We start from the raw sequence: 17597 nt of genomic DNA on the forward strand, positions 1-17597 counted from the left end.
TTATTTATCCCCTTTTCCGCTTTTATCGCATAATTCGTAAAGTACACCATATGAGTCTTTCGGGTGTAAAAATGCTACTTCTGCTCCGCCAGCACCTGGTCCCGGCTCTTCAGATAATAATCGTACACCTTTGTCACGAAGTTCAGCCATGCGCTCACGAATACCAGTTACGCCGAATGCAACATGGTGAATGCCTTCTCCGCGCTTTTCCAAAAATCCATGAATCGCGCTTTTTTCACTCATTGGCTCAAGCAGCTCAATTTTTACATTGCCTGCATCGATAAAAGCAACTTTTACTTGCTGTGATTCTACTTCTTCCATCTTTAATAATTTCAAGCCTAGCGTTTCTGTGTAATATGTAATACGTTCTTCAATATTACGAACGGCAATGCCGATATGATCCACTTTTTCCACGGTACTGACTCCCTTTTGAATAAAATTATTAATTCCTCCACATCTGAAGCGTGTCCGGACATCTGTTGGAGGCTTCTTTTTTTATTGGGTATTTGGAATCCCGATAAAAAAATTTTAAAATTTCGAAAATGTAAAATCTAATGTACTTGAGAATTCCTTCAAATTTGATAAACTAGTACTAGTTCATATTGAAGGAGCGAAAAGAATGAGCAACAAAAAGTTTCAAAAAATAGTCGTTTATTCAATGGTTGTTATTATGTTAATCTCAACTGTTGCAATGGGTGTCGCAGCAATTATGTAATGGATGTTTATGCATCCATTTTTTTAATTCACCCGGTTTCTGAAGTTGATTTCCATTCCGGGTCGGACGCTTTCCGCGGGCCCGGCTCGAGCCTGTAGTCTCTCCCTCGGGCTGTTCCCGCTGGAGTCGCCTCCCCTTCATTCCAATCAATTTGCATTTAAATCAAAAGTTGCCGTCCCATCATGTTCCGTATTATTTCATCCCCTTGAACGATTGCTTGATGACCAGGTATTCATCCATTTCTTCAATAAACTGGTACAATGCCGCCATGGCGAGGAATGTTTCGTGATCGGTTGGCAATGGCATTTTGGCGAACTCTTCTTTTACTTTATCGAGCTTTTCCAAAAAGCGGCTTGCTGTGTTACCTGAATGGACGTGCTCGCTCAAGTCTTCCATAAACGCTGCAATTAAAGTAGCCTGCTCCGTCATTACCGGCAGTGAAGTAATTTTCGGCAACACGCGCTCAATAATTTCCAGCTGTCTTTCACGCATATCAAAATACAAGTAATATGTATTTTCTTTACGAGTCACGTGGTTTTCAACATCTTGGAATGCCAGTGCTTTTCCTGCTTCGACCACTTTCGCCGCCTCAATCAGTTCATGACCGTCCCATAATGTATCGCCATCTCTTAGATACCCTGCAATTTCTGCAAGAATTTTCTTCAATAACGACTCCATTTTCTCACGGTGGTAATACAGGCCTTGTTGAATATCCGGCATATACATATTAACGACTAAACCAACCCCATAACCGATTGCCATTAAGTAAAACTCATTAATTAGCAAATCTGCCGTAAAATTGGCGGTCAAATAAATATGCATCATAATAACCGAACTTGAGATAAAACCTTCCACAACTCTCAGCGAAACGATTGTCGGAATGAAAAGAATCATGACAACTCCCAAAACAACCGGTGAATAACCGAATATTTCGAAAAATACAAATGCATAAGCGATCCCGATAAATGTTGAAACAATCCGGGTATACACTGCATGGAGAGATTTACGTTTTGTTGGTTGAATGCTTAAAATCGTCAGAATACCAGCTGCCGTGAAAAACTGCAAATCAAAATATTGGGCAATTGCTATCGCAACAGCAGCACCAATGGCTGTTTTTAATGTACGATAGCCGATTGAAAATTTCTTCATATCGGTTGAACTCCCCCGTTATAGGTGTGCAGCGGGTACGTTCAATACGCACCCGTTACACAATAACTCTATTAGTATTAGATTTCTTCGCAGTTTTCCTCGAAGTGACCTTGAAGGTTTGTTACAACGCTCATTGGGTCATGTCCTTCGATTTCAAAGCGGCCAACTTCTCCTACAACTTGTCCATCTTTCAATAATATGAATGATGGTGATGATGGAATGTGATCTTCACCGAAATAATAACGTGCAGCTGCTGTTGCTTCTTTATCTTGACCAGCAAATACTGTTACTAAATAGTCAGGACGTTTATCATAATGTACAGCATGTGTTGCTGCAGGACGTGCAATACCGCCAGCACAGCCACATACAGAATTCACCATAACAAGAGTTGTTCCTTTACGAGCAAACGCTGCTTCCACATCTTCCGGAGTGCGCAGTTGTTCATAACCTGCTGCTTCCATCTCTGCACGTGCAGTCGTTGTAATTTGTTGCATAAATAAATCATAATCCATGTTCATAAGCTTTTTAGCCCCTTTCTATGTTCCTTTTTATCATAGCAAGGTTACGAAAGATGTGCAAAGACTCTTGATTATCATTATTTTCATTCAGCGGAAACTCCCGCTGAATGAAAATAAGCCTCCGGCAGATGTCACAGATTTTTTAAAGGAATTATAGAGGTTTCCAGCCTAAAAGCGTCGCATCATGCGAACGGCTGACTGACCCACTACGTGTGGGTCCAAACTCAAAAAATCTGGACACAATTACGCCAAGGCGTAATTGATTTATTCATTTTTTTCGCCAAATAATGCATTAACCCCTTGTGTAACCGTTAGCTGGCCATGCAATATTTCTTCCTCAAGTGACCGGACCTGCTTTTTACGTTCCGGATTATTATAGAACGAATCTATTAAATGATCGGTAATCATTGTATGGAACCAGTCGCGCGTTTGTTCATGGCGACGTGTCGTCCAATAATTCGATTGCTTAATCGTCTGCTCAAATTCCATCAGCATATCCCATACTTTGTCGAGCCCCTTTTTTTCAAGGGACGATACGGTCAGTGACGTACTGAGCCAGCCAGGAGTAGATGGCTGAAGGAAATGAAGGATCTGCTTGAATTCTTGCATTGTCCGGCGTGCAGGGCGCACATTGTCCCCATCCGCTTTATGAACGATAATGCCGTCTGCAAGCTCCATAATGCCCTTCTTCATCCCTTGAAGCTCATCTCCCGCACCTGTTAAGACTAGCAGCAGGAAGAAGTCGACCATGCCGCGCACATACGTTTCACTTTGACCGACACCGACTGTTTCAATCAAAATGACGTCATAGCCTGCTGCTTCGCATAATAGCATTGTTTCGCGGGACTTTTTATGGACACCGCCTAATGTACCGGCACTCGGCGAAGGACGGACAAATGCATTTTCCTGGCGCACCAGTTCTTCCATCCGGGTTTTATCCCCTAAAATACTGCCGCCTGAAAGCGACGAGCTCGGGTCGATTGCAAGAACCGCAACGCGCTTGCCCATTTTGCACAGCATCGTACCGAATGCTTCAATAAACGAACTTTTCCCCGCACCCGGTACACCGGTGATGCCAATACGGATTGAATTGCCCGTAAAAGGCAATAACTCCTGCAGCAGCTTCTGTGCTTCTTCTTTATGGGCATTGTTCGAGCTTTCAATGAGCGTTATCGCTTTAGCGAGCGAAGTACGATTACCCGCACGCACTTCGCCAGCCAGCGTCTGTAAATCAAGTGCTTCCTGCTTTTTTTTACGGAATTTCTTTGGGTTTGAATAGCTCATACCATCATGACCACCCTTCACACCATCCATGACAAATAAAGCGCTTTTCTCGTCTTGTGGCATCACTACTCTGCCACTTCCTCATAACCTAACTTTTTATAAATTTCTTCTATAATGCGAATTGCCGATACTGGAATCACAGTACCTGGCCCGAAGATAGCCGCTGCACCTGCTTCATATAGGAACTCATAGTCTTGAGCTGGGATTACCCCACCGCAAATGACGATAATGTCCTCACGACCTAATTTCTTCAATTCAGCTACAAGTTCAGGCACTAATGTTTTATGACCCGCAGCTAAAGAAGATACTCCGATACAGTGTACGTCGTTTTCGTTTGCCATTTGTGCTGTTTCTTCTGGTGTCATGAACAATGGAGAAATATCGACATCGAAACCTAAGTCCGCATAACCAGTTGCAACAACCTTCGCACCACGGTCATGTCCGTCTTGCCCCATCTTCGCCACTAAAATACGTGGACGGCGACCTTCTGCTTCCAGGAAGTCTTCTGTCATTTGCTTCACTTCTGATATCATTTCATCATCAGAGAAGTTTGCAGAGTAGACACCTGAAATTGAACGGATAACCGCTTTATGACGGCCAGATACTGCTTCAATCGCATCCGAAATTTCACCTAATGATGCACGTGCTCTTGCTGCATCCACTGCAACGGCCAATAAGTTTTCAGAGCCGTCTTCAGCCGCCTTCGTTAAGCGTGCTAAATGTTTTTGCACTTCTGCTTCATCACGTGTTGCCTTCATTTTTTCAAGGCGGGCAATTTGTGATTCACGTACGATCGCATTGTCGATATCTAAAATGTCGATTGGATCTTCTTCAGCAAGACGGTATTTGTTTACACCGACAATCGTTTCTGTTTTTGAGTCGATTTTCGCCTGGCGTTTTGCCGCTGCTTCTTCAACTTTCATTTTCGGAAGTCCTGTCTCGATCGCTTTTGCCATTCCGCCAAGAGCTTCGATTTCCTCGATTAATGCCCATGCTTTTTCTGTCAGCTCATCTGTCAGTTTTTCTACATAGTACGAACCGCCCCATGGATCGATTACTTTAGTCATTCCTGTTTCTTCTTGCAGGAAAAGCTGAGTATTACGTGCAATACGAGCAGAGAAGTCCGTTGGTAAAGCAATTGCTTCATCCAGTGCGTTTGTATGAAGCGACTGAGTATGGCCCATCGCTGCCGCGTTCGCTTCGATCAATGTACGTGTTACGTTATTGAATGGATCTTGTTCCGTTAAACTCCAGCCTGATGTTTGCGAGTGTGTACGCAATGCAAGAGACTTCGAGTTTTTCGGATTGAATGTAGACATCATTTGTGCCCAAATGCGACGTGCTGCACGCATTTTCGCAACTTCCATGTAATAGTTCATACCGATCGCCCAGAAGAACGATAAACGCGGTGCAAATGCATCAATGTCAATACCTGCTTTTAAACCTGTACGTACATATTCAAGACCGTCTGCCAATGTATACGCAAGCTCGATATCATTTGTCGCACCCGCTTCTTGAATATGGTAACCCGAAATGGAAATCGAGTTGAATTTCGGCATGAATTTCGCCGTATATTCAAAAATGTCTGCAATGATTTTCATCGACATTGCCGGTGGGTAAATATATGTGTTACGTACCATGTATTCTTTTAAAATGTCGTTTTGGATCGTACCGGCCAATTTATCAGGCGATACTCCTTGTTCTTCTGCTGCAACAATGTAGAATGCAAGAATCGGTAATACTGCACCGTTCATTGTCATCGATACCGACATTTGATCAAGTGGAATGCCGTCGAATAAAATTTTTGCATCTTCAACTGAATCGATTGCAACGCCGGCTTTTCCGACATCCCCTGTTACACGAGGATGATCCGAGTCATAACCGCGGTGTGTTGCCAAGTCGAATGCTACTGAAAGCCCTTTTTGACCCATTGCCAAGTTACGACGGTAAAAAGCATTTGATTCTTCCGCAGTTGAGAAACCTGCATATTGACGTACTGTCCACGGACGCGCTACATACATTGTCGGGTATGGGCCACGTGTATTCGGCGCGATACCAGCCACATCTTTTAAATGTTTTGCATCTTGAATATCTTCTTTATTGTAAACCGAATTTACTTCAATGCCTTCATTTGTGACGTACGAGCCTGTAGAAGTAAGTTGCTCTTGTTTTAATACATCTTCAATGACAACTGTTGCGAAATTTGCTTTGCTCATTGTTGTACCCCCTTCACGCTCATCACGACATCCGATAGCTTTTCAACGATGTTTTGACCTGCATAAATAAAGCCGTTTAAGCCTGCTGCAGTCCACGCCGCTTCTTCTTCTTTATATTTACCCGCTGCATCCAATACAGCTGTTTGCTTTTTGTTTTCAAGTAATGCCGGAATAATGGCCTTTGTATCTTCATCCGTTGCTGCTACTACTACATAGTCATAGTCTGCACTTGCCAGCCAAGTTGTTGCATCCTCAATTGTTTGGAAGCCTGCTGTTTGGTATGCGACGATGCCTGCTGTCGCAAAGAATCCTTGTACAAAATCTGCGCGCGGCTTATAATTTTTCAGCTCGCCGAATGTTAAAATCGCTGCTTTGATGCCAGTTTGTGCATAAGTAGCACGCAGGTTTTCAAATGGAATGGCAAGACGTTTTACACCTGCAAATTGAGCATTTTCACTAGTTGCTACCCCATCTTGCGGGTTTGCATAAATATTTGTACCGATTAATGAATGCTTGCGTGTTTCCACTTGCTTCATGCGTGTCGCATACACTTCCTCAATATGAGCATTGATGCCGTATGCTTCCAATCCACCAGCAATTTCGATTTCCAAAAACAGTGCCCATGCTTCTTTTACATAGTCTGCTGTTAATGATTCGATAAAGTACGAACCGCCTGATGGATCGATTACATTTGTTACATGCGACTCTTCTTTCGTCACAAGGGAGACATTGCGCGCAATACGGACCGACTGACCTGTCACACCTGTCAATGCATCATGCGGATGTACCGTAATAACATCTGCACCACCGATTGCCGCTGAGAATGCTTCATTGCCTGCACGTAATAAATTTACATAAACATCATATTTCGAGAAGCTGCGTACCGAAGTTTCCACTACGACCGGGACAGCGCTTGCTTCATTGCCGAATGCTGAAGCAAACGCTTTCCATAATACTTTGAAGGCACGAAGTTTTGCTACTTCTGCAAAGAATTGTGTATCGACAGCGAAATGTACGAAAAACTTCTGTTCAAATGCTTTAAAATCTTCTACCGTATTAGCAAGTTTAGCTGCTTGTGCAAGCGCAATAGCAAGCTCTTGTACCGCATTAGCGCCGTCATTATGGAATGGAATCGTATTTGCACAAAACGTGCGGACGTTTGGATAGTTAGCTAATTCTATTGTTTCAGGTGAAACAATATAGCCTATAACCTCTTTACGTTTAGCTTCGTCAATATATTTGAATACATCCAGCACTGCATCTTCAGCAGAAGCGACGATAAATTTAAATGAATTTTCCGATAAATAAGAAGCGAGTTTTTCGCTGTCTTGTTCAGACCAGTCAAATGCAATCGGGCTGTTGATTGTAATCATTTCATTGCCCCGCGATAAGCTATCCTCGATATTGGCAAAAAAGCTGGCTGCATCTTGGCCTGCAATTTGCTGTGCAACAGTGAAGCTCGTCTGTTGTGTTAAAGTACGTATTGTTGATACTTGTTTCTCCAGTTGGTCTCCCAATTTTTCGATTAAGCTTTCTTCTGTATAAAGTGGGTCAAGCGTGATATTTTCAATTGTCTTTGTAAATAAGGATTCAAACGGTTTTCCTTTTAATGCCTTAACCGCTTCTTCCTTCCACTGCTCATAGCTGACTGATTGAAATTCGATCTCTTTCATATTCATTGACATGTGGTCGCTAAGTAGCTTCCCCCCTTGTTATATTTCTGTACTATAGTTTACACGAGAATGTTCTGACAATAAAGAGAAAAAAAACGTGAAAGCCTTATTTTACAGGCTTTCACGGCATTTTCAGTAGACTGACATCTTCTCTTTATCGACATTTTCGAGAATTTCTTTCACACGAGATAAGAATTTCCCACAAATCATACCATCTAAAATTCTATGATCTAATGATAAACATAAATTCACCATAGAGCGGGGAGCAATCATATTTCCCTGTACTATTACAGGTCTTTTTACAATACTTTCCACCTGCAAAATAGCTGCCTGTGGATGATTGATAATGCCCATTGACTGAACAGAACCAAATGATCCGGTATTGTTGACTGTAAATGTACCACCTTGCATATGCTCCAATTTCAGTTTTCCGTTGCGTACAAGATGTGCATATTCATGAACTTCTTTCGCAATGCCTTTAATCGATTTTTCATCGACATTTTTGATAACCGGCACGAATAATGCATCATCAGTAGCTACAGCAATCGATAAATTAATATCTTTCTTTTGAATAATTTTATCTTCCGCCCAAACAGAATTGATGATCGGGAATTCTTTTAGCGCCTGGGAGACCGCTTTTAGGAAAAATGCAAAATACGTCAGATTAAATCCTTCTTTTTTCTTGAAATCTTCTTTAATGCTGTCGCGGTATTCAACAAGCTCTGTCACATCCACTTCCATCATCATCCATGCATGCGGAATTTCATGTGTGCTGCGTAGCATATTTTTTGCAATTGCTTTACGCACTTGTGTAACTGGAATTTCAATGTCTCCAACAGCAACTGGAACCTCTTGTTTCGGCTGAGACGCCGGTGCTTGTGTCTCGCCTTGCGTGGACGCTTGTGCTGACGCTTCCTGTTTTGGCTCAGCAAATGCTGTTGGTTGTTCGTCATTCGAAATATCCTGACTTGTCGGCTTACCTGCCGCAACATATGCTTCAACATCTTTTCTTGTAATCCGATTGCCGACACCTGTGCCGGTAATTTGGGCCAAGTCGACATCGTGTTCATTTGCCAATGCTAAAACTGCAGGTGAAAAACGACCCGGCTTGCGTTCTGTGCGCACCGGTTTGTCTTCTTTTTTCGCTGCCGGTTTGTCTTCTTCTTTCTTCTGTGAGCCGGCATTTAGAATTGCTGAGCTGACATTCGAGCTTTTTTCAACTGGAGCTGGCGGCATTTCGGAGCCTTCCACTTCAATTGCACATACAACCGCGCCTACCGGCAACGTTTCACCTTCGTTTGCGATTAACTCTGTAATTACCCCTGCAAACGAAGAAGGGATTTCGGCATTAACTTTATCTGTTGTTACTTCTGCTAATGGATCATATTTATTTACTTTATCTCCCACTTGGACAAGCCAGCGTTCAATCTTACCTTCTGTCACACTTTCTCCAAGTTGCGGCATGACGATATTTTGAATTGTCATTAAACAATCCCCCTTTAACTAATAGGCCTTTGCTGTTTATTTAGGATTCTTATACAACCCCAATTCTATTAACTAGAATTCTGCGAGTTCGCGAATTGCTTTTTCTACTTTATCAGGATTAATCATAAAGAACTTTTCCATTGTAGGTGAATATGGCATTGCGGGAACATCCGGACCTGCGAGGCGCTTGATCGGTGCATCCAGTTCAAATAAGCAATGCTCCGCAATGATGGCCGCCACTTCACCCATAATGCTGCCTTCTTTATTATCCTCAGTAATCAGTAGAATTTTCCCTGTTTTTCTCGCAGCTTCAATAATGGCTTCTTGATCTAACGGGTAAACAGTACGTAAATCTAAAATGTGCGTTTCGATACCGTCTTTTGCTAGACGCTCTGCTGCCTGCAATGCAAAATGTACTGCAAGGCCGTACGTAATAACTGTCACATCATCGCCTTCACGCTTCACATCGGCTTTTCCGATCGGCAATGTGTAATCATCTGTCGGCACTTCCCCTTTAATAAGACGGTATGCACGTTTATGCTCGAAAAACAGAACCGGATCTGGGTCGCGAATGGCTGCTTTTAATAACCCTTTCGCATCATACGGTGTGGACGGAATGACAATTTTCAAGCCAGGAGTACCTGCAAACATTGCTTCAACCGATTGCGAGTGATAAAGGGCACCATGAATTCCCCCACCAAATGGTGCACGCACAACTAAAGGACAGCTCCAGTCATTGTTTGAACGGTAACGGATTTTCGCCGCTTCCGAAACAATCTGGTTTACAGCAGGCATAATAAAGTCCGCAAACTGCATTTCAGCAATTGGACGCATGCCGTACATCGCTGCACCGATTGCAACACCGGCAATCGCACTTTCAGCTAACGGTGTATCCAATACGCGCGCTTCCCCGAATTGGTCATACAGGCCTGTTGTCGCTTTGAACACCCCGCCTTTCAACCCAACATCTTCACCTAATACGAAGACACTGTCATCTCGCTCCATTTCTTCTTTCATTGCTAAGTTAATCGCATCAATATAAGAAATTACCGGCATTACGCATCTTCTCCTTCCGCATACACAAAACGCAATGCATGTTCTGGCGGGGCATAAGCTGCATTTTCTGCATAATCTGTCGCTTCATTGACAGTATCCATAATTTTTTTGTTCATTTGTTCCAATAACGCATCGTCTGCTACACCACAGTCTTTTAAGTATGTTTCAAATAAAATAATCGGGTCTTTTGCTTTTCCTTCTGCAATATCCTCAGCTGTTCTATATTGACGATCATCATCATCAGAAGAATGGGCTGTCAGTCGGAACGATACCGTTTCGATCAGTGAAGGCCCTTCACCGCGTCGAGCACGATCAGCCGCTTCTTTCACCACTTTGTATACTTCCAACGGATTTTTGCCGTCTACCGTTACACCAGGCATCCCGTAGCCGATTGCACGGTCAGATACTTGTGCACAGCCCAGTTGTCGCTCAACCGGAACAGAAATGGCATATTGGTTGTTTTCTACCATGATAATAACCGGCAATTTATGCACTCCCGCAAAGTTTGCCCCTTCATGGAAGTCTCCTTGGTTTGACGAACCTTCACCGAGTGTTACAAATGTGATAAAGTCCTTTTGCTGCATTTTCCCTGCAAGTGCGACACCGACCGCATGCGGTACTTGTGTCGTTACAGGAGAAGAACCCGTAAGTATACGATTTTTCTTTTGCCCGAAGTGTCCCGGCATTTGACGCCCGCCAGAGTTTGGGTCTTCCGCTTTCGCAAACGCCGAAAGCATTAAATCTTTTGCCGTCATCCCAAAATGAAGGACAACCCCCATATCACGATAGTACGGCGCAATATAATCCTTTGTATGATCAAGGGCAAAGGCAGCACCTACTTGAGCTGCCTCTTGTCCTTGGCATGAAATAACAAACGGTATTTTTCCTGCACGGTTTAACAGCCACATCCGCTCATCAATGCGGCGTGCCATTAACATCGTTTCGTACATTTTCAGTACCTCTTCATCCGTTAACCCAAGTTGTTCATGTGTTATTGTTGTAATGTCAGTCATAAAATACCCCCTTGTCACTCTTAAAAATGAATCGCTTTCCCTTCAATCGCCAGCGCGGCTTCCCCAATGATTTCGCTTAATGAAGGATGCAAATGCACCATCTGTCCAAATTCCCATGGCGAGGCATTTAAAAACAAACCTAGTGCAGCTTCAGATATTAAATCCGTTGCATGCGGTCCAATTAAATGGACGCCGACAACATCATTCGAACTTTCATCAGCTACTACTTTCACAAAGCCTGCTGTTTCACCATAGACAATCGCTTTACCGATCGCTTTAAACGGGAATGTCGTTGTCACAACTTTATATCCGTTGTTTTTCGCTTGCTCTTCTGTAAGTCCGACACTTGCGACTTCCGGATTACTATAGACGCCTCGTGCAATATTTGCATAATGTAGAGGAATCGAATTCTGTCCCGCAATATGTTCGACAGCACGAATTCCTTCATGTGAAGCAACATGTGCCAACTGCATACCGCCGATGACGTCTCCTATAGCATATATATGACGTTCTTTCGTCTGGAAATGTTCGTTTACTGAAATATATCCATTGTTCAGTTCGATTTCTGTGTTTTCCAAGCCGATATTTGACGTGTTTGCTACCCTTCCAACTGAAAGTAAAAGTGCTTCCGCTGAAATGGTTTCATCATTTACTTGAAGCGATACATTTTCCTTTGTATCAATTGCCGAAGGATCGAGTTTTACATTGAAATGAACGTTCACTCCGCGCTTTTTCAAAGATTTCAGCATCTCCGCTGAAATTGCTGCATCTTCAGTCGGCAGCAGACGGTCACCTAACTCTATGATCGTGACTTCGACATCAAAATCAGTGAGCATTGACGCCCACTCGACACCGATTACACCACCACCGATAATAATGGCTGACTTCGGAAGCTTTTCAATCGTCAGAAATTCATCTGACGTGAACACCTTTTTCCCATCAACTTTCAAACCGTCCAATGTACGGGGGCGAGAACCGGTCGCAACGATGACGTTTTGCGGCACAAGCATCTCATTTTCTGTGCCATCATTCATTTCCACCGAGATTGTACCTGGCATCGGAGAGAAAATAGATGGTCCTAAAATACGGCCGAAACCATCATATACATCAATTTTCCCTTTTTTCATCAAGTGCTGAACGCCTTTGTAAAGTTTATCGACAACGGTAGCCTTTCTTTGTTGGACACGTTCAAAGTCGATTTTGACGTCGTTTACTTCCACCCCAAAATCAAGTGCCTTTTTTGATTGCACATATACTTCCGCACTTCGGAGTAATGCTTTTGTCGGAATACAGCCCGCATGCAGGCATGTACCCCCCATTTTATTTTTTTCGACGATTGCCGTTTTCAATCCTAGCTGTGACGCACGGATCGCGGCTACATAACCGCCTGTGCCTCCGCCTAAAATAACGACATCATAATCTTTTGCCATAACCGACACCCCTTTTTTCCAGTTACAAAATCAATTTCTTCTTTCGTAATCGCTTTTTAGCGACCGTTTAAAATATTTTTTTCGTTTTGAAGGAACTGACTGCGGGATTTCGCTACACGAGCAATACGCTCTTCTGCTAAACGGTTTGCTGCCAAATAAGTCGGAATATCTTCTTCTTTTGATATTGCAAAAATCTTTTCCAAGCTTGTGTAAATCGTTTCAACACGCTTCATTGCACGCTCGCGATTATAGCCGTATAACTCGTCTGCTACGTTAATAACCCCGCCTGCATTAATCACGTAATCCGGTGCATAAACAATCCCTAAATCATGCAGTACTTTACCATGTCTTGATTCTGCCAGCTGATTGTTTGCAGATCCAGCGATAACCTTCGCTTTGAACGTCGGAATCGTTTGATCATTAACAATTGCGCCAAGAGCACACGGCGAGAAAATGTCCACATCTTGTGCGTAAATCTCATCAGGTGCTACAGCTACCGCTCCAAAGTCTGCAACAACACGGTCGATTGCTTGCTGATTAATGTCAGTTACGATTAATTTCGCTCCTTCATTATACAAGTATTCACATAATGTGTACGCAACATTCCCTAGACCTTGAACTGCTACTTTACGGCCTGCCAGCGAATCATCCCCAAAAGCTTCTTTCGCTGCTGCCTTCATCCCTAAAAATACACCATATGCTGTAATTGGCGATGGATTGCCAGAGCTTCCGAATGCCGGTGAAATACCTGTTACATAATTTGTTTCTTCATGGATTAAATCCATATCGGCAACCGTTGTACCTACATCTTCTGCCGTAATATATCGACCATTCAGACCTTGAATGAAACGTCCTAATGCACGGAACATTTCTTCGTTTTTATCCTTGAACGGATCTCCAATAATAACTGTTTTACCGCCACCTAGATTTAATCCTGCCGCCGCATTTTTATAAGTCATACCGCGTGCTAGACGTAGTGCATCTTCAATAGCTGCTTCCTCCGAGGCATATGTCCACATGCGCGAACCCCCAAGAGCTGGACCCAATGTTGTATCATGAATAGCAATGACCGCTTTTAACCCCGATGCCTCATCTTGGCAAAAGACTACTTGTTCAAAATCATATTTCTGCATGTACTTGAAAATTTCCATAACACTATACCCCTCCACTCAAGAAAGCGCTTACTTTCTCGTATATTATTATTTTCTGTTAATTAGAGATAATAAATACTTAAATTTGTATAATTTTATTATCGTTATTTTTACAATACTTATAAATCTAAAAGGATGCAACTAGAAATCCCTAATTTAATTTAAATTAGAATATTCGGACAATTTTTACCTATAACTGCACTTGAAAACCGGAAAAAATTACTTTTGAATAAACTATTCTAATATAGTTATTTATGTATTTTTTTACGCAAAGCCTATATTTCCATTCTATGAATCTATACCCCTTTATTGACTTTCTCTACCTGCATTGTAAAATTAAGTGATACTAAAATAATCAGAGACATTGTTTCATTCACTGTTTTTAGTCTGAAGGAGGTCTGAAAATGGCACGTATGGCTGCATTTATCGTACTAGTCATTCCCGCAATTTTAATGGCTGCCGGGATAAAATTTATGCGGGATACATTATTCGGGATTTTAATTTCACCATTTCCATGGATTTGGTTACAATTCATTGTTGGTGCCATCTTTTTTGCCGTTTCATTTTTATTTTTTGCAGGTTTTTTACTGCATCGGGATCGCAAGCGCGGCAAAGTATCCGAACGCTGGCAGAAATAGGTCTAAAATAAAAAATCAAATTTCTCTCTAGGAGGAAATTTGATTTTTTTCGTATATTCAGTTAAATCTTTTTTCAGGAAGAGTAAAGTTATTGTGACATGACACTAAATTATTTACGTGAAAGTAAATTGATGAAAATTGTTTATTCCCTCATAACAAATCAAACTTAACGATTCAGCTGGGCTTCCCGAACTAAATGCGGGAAATCCGTAATCCACCCTTTTACAATTGAATGGGGATTTTTCAGAAAAGATTCATTGCCCTGAATTCCGTAAAAACGCATGCCGATATTGGCCGTTTTACACGCCTCTAAATATTGATCTTTATAGTACCGTTTATGTGCATGTACCGCATCAAAAAAATTTTGTTCCTCTAATGTTGCCCAATAGAATTTTCTCGTAATAATGAACCCCGTCTCGATATCCGGCCGAATTTCCTTCACAATTTTTAGCAAAGAATCGTGAAATGACGAGAAATGACTATTTTCAGGTAAAGTAATCGTATGCAATAATTCCTTCAGCACATTTTCGTTCGTTAATAGCGATTCTTTCAGCTCTACATTCAACGCAATATTTTCTGCATTTGCCCACTCCAGTACATCCACAAAAGCAATCATCCGGTCACGACGAAACAGCCGTTTAAACCGCGGACCTAATTTATAGTGAATGAGCTCGTCGTAAGTACACTGATTAATCATTTTATTAATGCCGGCCAGTCTTTTTAAGTCATTGTCGTGAAACACCACTAAAATACCATCATTTGAAACTTGGAGATCCAGTTCAATGCCATCTGCCCCAAGTTCTTTCGCTTTTTTAAAGGCAGCAAATGTATTTTCTAAGTGAAAGCTCGATGCCCCTCGATGGGCAAAAATGGGTATGTCATTCATTATACATTCAACTCTCCATTTTCTATTAAAAATCGCCCATTTGTAATAGACGTCAAAACAGTGGACTTTTTGCCAATCTGTATATATGTACCAGGATATGCTTCTTTCGTCACATGAATCTCTGCTTTACTAACTTTACGTAAATCGTTCATTAATTGTTTAATTTCCCGATCTAAATTTTGCGCTGTTTCCTTAGTGGAAGCGAGCTTTTGCTTTGTTATCTCCAGTGCTGCCAATTGTCGTTGTGTTAACGTATGTATAACGGGTAGGATGCGATCTATTTGACTCTCTAGCTGCACCATATCTTCCTGCATTGATTTTAGCAGAGATGCCTTGTATTGAATAACCTCAAGACTTTGTGCTTTATTTATGCTATTAATAATTAATTCAGTCGGTCTTTCCAATCGATTTCCGGTACATGCTGTAACGATAGTACTTTTTGCGATTGCTGTACCACCGATAATTTTCCCTTTCCGCTCATCGACCAATATGGAATGTGCGGATAAGTTGGATCCTAATGAATAAAATCCAATATTCAGATTTTGACCTGCAACTAAATGAGCGTCATTCACATGTTTAACGAATATATCCCCAGCAGCTTCAACAAGCGTTTCGCATAACCCGAATATGCCCCCTCGAATGAAAATATCTCCATATAAGGATTTGATCAATTTTGCGCCGGATACACCTTCTGGACCTTCAATTGAAATATCTCCATTTGCTATAACCGAAAAACCTGGCTGGACTGTTCCCTTAATCGAGACAGACCCATTAAATTCAATATTACCGGTTTCTATGCCGACATCACCAACAATCGGTAAATGGTGGTTAACACTTACCATTCCTTCATGTTCTTCAACTACTCCGCTAATTTTCGATCGAAGTACCGTTTTTCCAACTTCCTCGACTTCATATGCCGATTTCCGATCATACTTTAACTGCAAATCTCGCCCAAAAGGAGCAGGAATTGACTCTCCAAAAATATTTATTCCCGGAGTACCTGGCTGTGCATGAATTTTCTCACCAAGCCATGCGCCTTCTTCAATTTCATAAATGAAGTTCATATCATAATAATCGGCTTTACCATCTTCTCTTATGACCGGTTTCCGCTCAGGTAATTCTAAATAAGTAATTTGTGCATCATTTCCTTGGACAGGTGGGGTACCTTGCGCAATTAATGTTGCCTTCGAAGTGACAATGGATTCCAGATTTACATTTAAAATCCCGTGCGTTATGTTATTTTCAGCTAAAAGTATCTGAACTCTATTCTGAATGGACTGTACGTTTTCTTTTATATACTCCACTGTCTCATATACAAAAAGCGATGCTGACATTTTATCTCGTGAAATTTCGATCATTATTGATGGGAGCCATATTCCGATTTCTATCGATTTGTCGGTAACTTCATTCAATTCTTTTTTTAATAATGCGAAATTTGTAAGTCTAATACGAGGATGTTGGCGCAATATCGTTTCAAAATCTTTTAGCATGAAGCCTGGTTTTCGTGTGTGGATATATACTTTCCTATCTTCTTTTATTATTTCAAAAAAATGATTTTCATAAATAACCATGCCCTTCCACCTCCTCATACATTACAGTATATACAAATAGTCGATATTTGTTTAGTTAAATATTGGATGAATAGGAGGTTTTTTAGCATGTCCATCAATTAATACGAAAAGCATCTGACTCATAAGTTATAAATACCTTAAATATTTTATTATAGTGAACGTTGAAATTGGAGTAAATTATGGTACATATCTGACAGGTCAGTTAAGTACCTTTCGTCTTGTGTCTCAATAGCCATAAGTGTTCTATTGATCATCAAAATATCTAGTTCGATTGAATTGGTTAAGTTTTGATGGTGTATATTATTTTCGATGATCTCGTTTCTTAATATTCCCAGCTCATTTAAATAATTCTCAAGCTCCATTTCCATCGTTTGAAGCTGTGAGTTGCTTAATGTACCGAGCAGCAATATATCGTTATAACATGTCTCACGTTGTACATGTAATTCTTCTTTATATTTTTTTACAACCTCATCAGGAGAATTGGCTGTTATCGTAGAGGATGCATCTAAATCATACGGAAATCTTACTAGAAGAACAAATGTCAGGACGCCGAGCAGAATTATTATGAATTTCCATCGTTTCATTTATCATCGCTCCTTATTGTTGTCCCCCTATTTTACTTCGAAATTGTATTAATAATATGAAATTAATATTAAAATCCTATGACAACAAAAAAAGTGTCCAGCAACAGCTAGACACAAATAGAACAATACGTTTTCAAACATACTATCCAAAGAAAGGAGGTAAAAACGAAGACGAAGAATTTCTTAGCCTTGCTACCTAATTTTACCCTTTGTTATTTTTTGTTAAAC

Annotated in this window: 16 protein-coding genes; 2 read left to right on the forward strand and 14 right to left on the reverse strand. The window is 41.3% G+C overall.

Translation table 11 applies throughout. The annotated features are described in order from the left end of the window. The gene (gene mce / locus MHH37_RS12360) at positions 1–414 is read right to left on the reverse strand and encodes a methylmalonyl-CoA epimerase (protein WP_008404195.1); all 414 of its coding nucleotides are present in this window, start codon (positions 412–414) and stop codon (positions 1–3) included. Positions 415–619: 205 nt separating this feature from the next. Between mce and prli42 the strand changes: the two genes are divergently transcribed. Continuing rightward, positions 620–715, forward strand: coding sequence for a stressosome-associated protein Prli42 (gene prli42 / locus MHH37_RS12365; RefSeq protein WP_008404197.1), 96 nt, complete (start codon positions 620–622; stop codon positions 713–715). 192 nt (positions 716–907) lie between these two features. Here prli42 and MHH37_RS12370 read toward each other — a convergent pair whose 3' ends face one another. The 10 genes from MHH37_RS12370 to MHH37_RS12415 all read right to left on the reverse strand — a co-directional run bounded on the left by MHH37_RS12370 (position 908) and on the right by MHH37_RS12415 (position 13690). After that, positions 908–1864, reverse strand: coding sequence for an aromatic acid exporter family protein (locus MHH37_RS12370; protein ID WP_014823497.1), 957 nt, complete (start codon positions 1862–1864; stop codon positions 908–910). Between the two features lie 77 nt (positions 1865–1941). Next, positions 1942–2382, reverse strand: coding sequence for a BrxA/BrxB family bacilliredoxin (locus MHH37_RS12375; protein ID WP_008404201.1), 441 nt, complete (start codon positions 2380–2382; stop codon positions 1942–1944). 264 nt (positions 2383–2646) lie between these two features. Further along, the gene (gene meaB, locus MHH37_RS12380) at positions 2647–3729 is read right to left on the reverse strand and encodes a methylmalonyl Co-A mutase-associated GTPase MeaB (RefSeq protein ID WP_342576251.1); all 1083 of its coding nucleotides are present in this window, start codon (positions 3727–3729) and stop codon (positions 2647–2649) included. A 2-nt stretch (positions 3730–3731) separates the two neighbouring features. Next, on the reverse strand, positions 3732–5882 hold the full coding sequence (scpA, locus tag MHH37_RS12385) for a methylmalonyl-CoA mutase (RefSeq protein ID WP_339262261.1): 2151 nt from the start codon (positions 5880–5882) through the stop codon (positions 3732–3734). After that, positions 5879–7561, reverse strand: coding sequence for a methylmalonyl-CoA mutase family protein (locus MHH37_RS12390; protein ID WP_342573326.1), 1683 nt, complete (start codon positions 7559–7561; stop codon positions 5879–5881). The genes scpA and MHH37_RS12390 overlap by 4 nt, the downstream gene beginning before the upstream one ends. Before the next feature lie 126 nt (positions 7562–7687). Further along, positions 7688–9040 carry a dihydrolipoamide acetyltransferase family protein gene (locus MHH37_RS12395; protein WP_342573327.1) on the reverse strand — a complete coding sequence of 451 codons (1353 nt, stop codon included), beginning with the start codon at positions 9038–9040 and terminating at the stop codon, positions 7688–7690. Between the two features lie 72 nt (positions 9041–9112). After that, a complete protein-coding gene (locus tag MHH37_RS12400) occupies positions 9113–10096 on the reverse strand; it encodes an alpha-ketoacid dehydrogenase subunit beta (protein ID WP_008404210.1) in 984 nt (327 codons plus the stop codon). Further along, positions 10096–11109, reverse strand: a complete 1014-nt coding sequence (locus tag MHH37_RS12405) for a thiamine pyrophosphate-dependent dehydrogenase E1 component subunit alpha (protein WP_014823493.1) — start codon at positions 11107–11109, stop codon at positions 10096–10098. Before MHH37_RS12405 ends, MHH37_RS12400 begins: the two co-directional genes overlap by 1 nt. Positions 11110–11129: 20 nt before the next feature. Further along, the gene (lpdA, locus tag MHH37_RS12410; RefSeq protein ID WP_342573328.1) at positions 11130–12539 is read right to left on the reverse strand and encodes a dihydrolipoyl dehydrogenase; all 1410 of its coding nucleotides are present in this window, start codon (positions 12537–12539) and stop codon (positions 11130–11132) included. A gap of 56 nt (positions 12540–12595) precedes the next feature. Next, on the reverse strand, positions 12596–13690 hold the full coding sequence (locus tag MHH37_RS12415; RefSeq protein ID WP_008404213.1) for a Glu/Leu/Phe/Val dehydrogenase: 1095 nt from the start codon (positions 13688–13690) through the stop codon (positions 12596–12598). A 404-nt stretch (positions 13691–14094) separates the two neighbouring features. On the opposite strand from MHH37_RS12415, the gene MHH37_RS12420 reads away from it, so the two are divergent. Continuing rightward, positions 14095–14328, forward strand: coding sequence for a DUF2627 domain-containing protein (locus MHH37_RS12420; RefSeq protein WP_008404214.1), 234 nt, complete (start codon positions 14095–14097; stop codon positions 14326–14328). Between the two features lie 166 nt (positions 14329–14494). Here MHH37_RS12420 and MHH37_RS12425 read toward each other — a convergent pair whose 3' ends face one another. From MHH37_RS12425 to MHH37_RS12435, 3 genes are all read right to left on the reverse strand, one after another. After that, complete coding sequence (locus MHH37_RS12425) at positions 14495–15214, reverse strand: glycerophosphodiester phosphodiesterase family protein (RefSeq protein ID WP_342573330.1); 720 nt, start codon at positions 15212–15214, stop codon at positions 14495–14497. Continuing rightward, positions 15214–16785, reverse strand: a complete 1572-nt coding sequence (locus tag MHH37_RS12430; RefSeq protein WP_342573332.1) for a FapA family protein — start codon at positions 16783–16785, stop codon at positions 15214–15216. Before MHH37_RS12430 ends, MHH37_RS12425 begins: the two co-directional genes overlap by 1 nt. 149 nt (positions 16786–16934) lie before the next feature. Next, positions 16935–17369, reverse strand: coding sequence for a hypothetical protein (locus MHH37_RS12435; protein ID WP_342573333.1), 435 nt, complete (start codon positions 17367–17369; stop codon positions 16935–16937). Positions 17370–17597 lie beyond the last annotated feature (228 nt).

The organism is Solibacillus sp. FSL K6-1781 (assembly GCF_038630735.1).
Lineage (GTDB): Bacteria > Bacillota > Bacilli > Bacillales_A > Planococcaceae > Solibacillus > Solibacillus silvestris.

Bases quoted from the DNA above. Each gene is read 5' to 3' on its own strand.
- prli42 (WP_008404197.1), top strand. From the start codon at position 620: ATGAGCAACAAAAAGTTTCAAAAAATAGTCGTTTATTCAATGGTTGTT.
- MHH37_RS12370 (WP_014823497.1), bottom strand. From the start codon at position 1,864: ATGAAGAAATTTTCAATCGGCTATCGTACATTAAAAACAGCCATTGGT.
- MHH37_RS12375 (WP_008404201.1), bottom strand. From the start codon at position 2,382: ATGAACATGGATTATGATTTATTTATGCAACAAATTACAACGACTGCA.
- meaB (WP_342576251.1), bottom strand. From the start codon at position 3,729: ATGCCACAAGACGAGAAAAGCGCTTTATTTGTCATGGATGGTGTGAAG.
- scpA (WP_339262261.1), bottom strand. From the start codon at position 5,882: ATGAGCAAAGCAAATTTCGCAACAGTTGTCATTGAAGATGTATTAAAA.
- MHH37_RS12390 (WP_342573326.1), bottom strand. From the start codon at position 7,561: ATGAATATGAAAGAGATCGAATTTCAATCAGTCAGCTATGAGCAGTGG.
- MHH37_RS12395 (WP_342573327.1), bottom strand. From the start codon at position 9,040: ATGACAATTCAAAATATCGTCATGCCGCAACTTGGAGAAAGTGTGACA.
- MHH37_RS12400 (WP_008404210.1), bottom strand. From the start codon at position 10,096: ATGCCGGTAATTTCTTATATTGATGCGATTAACTTAGCAATGAAAGAA.
- MHH37_RS12405 (WP_014823493.1), bottom strand. From the start codon at position 11,109: ATGACTGACATTACAACAATAACACATGAACAACTTGGGTTAACGGAT.
- lpdA (WP_342573328.1), bottom strand. From the start codon at position 12,539: ATGGCAAAAGATTATGATGTCGTTATTTTAGGCGGAGGCACAGGCGGT.
- MHH37_RS12415 (WP_008404213.1), bottom strand. From the start codon at position 13,690: ATGGAAATTTTCAAGTACATGCAGAAATATGATTTTGAACAAGTAGTC.
- MHH37_RS12420 (WP_008404214.1), top strand. From the start codon at position 14,095: ATGGCACGTATGGCTGCATTTATCGTACTAGTCATTCCCGCAATTTTA.
- MHH37_RS12425 (WP_342573330.1), bottom strand. From the start codon at position 15,214: ATGAATGACATACCCATTTTTGCCCATCGAGGGGCATCGAGCTTTCAC.
- MHH37_RS12430 (WP_342573332.1), bottom strand. From the start codon at position 16,785: ATGGTTATTTATGAAAATCATTTTTTTGAAATAATAAAAGAAGATAGG.
- MHH37_RS12435 (WP_342573333.1), bottom strand. From the start codon at position 17,369: ATGAAACGATGGAAATTCATAATAATTCTGCTCGGCGTCCTGACATTT.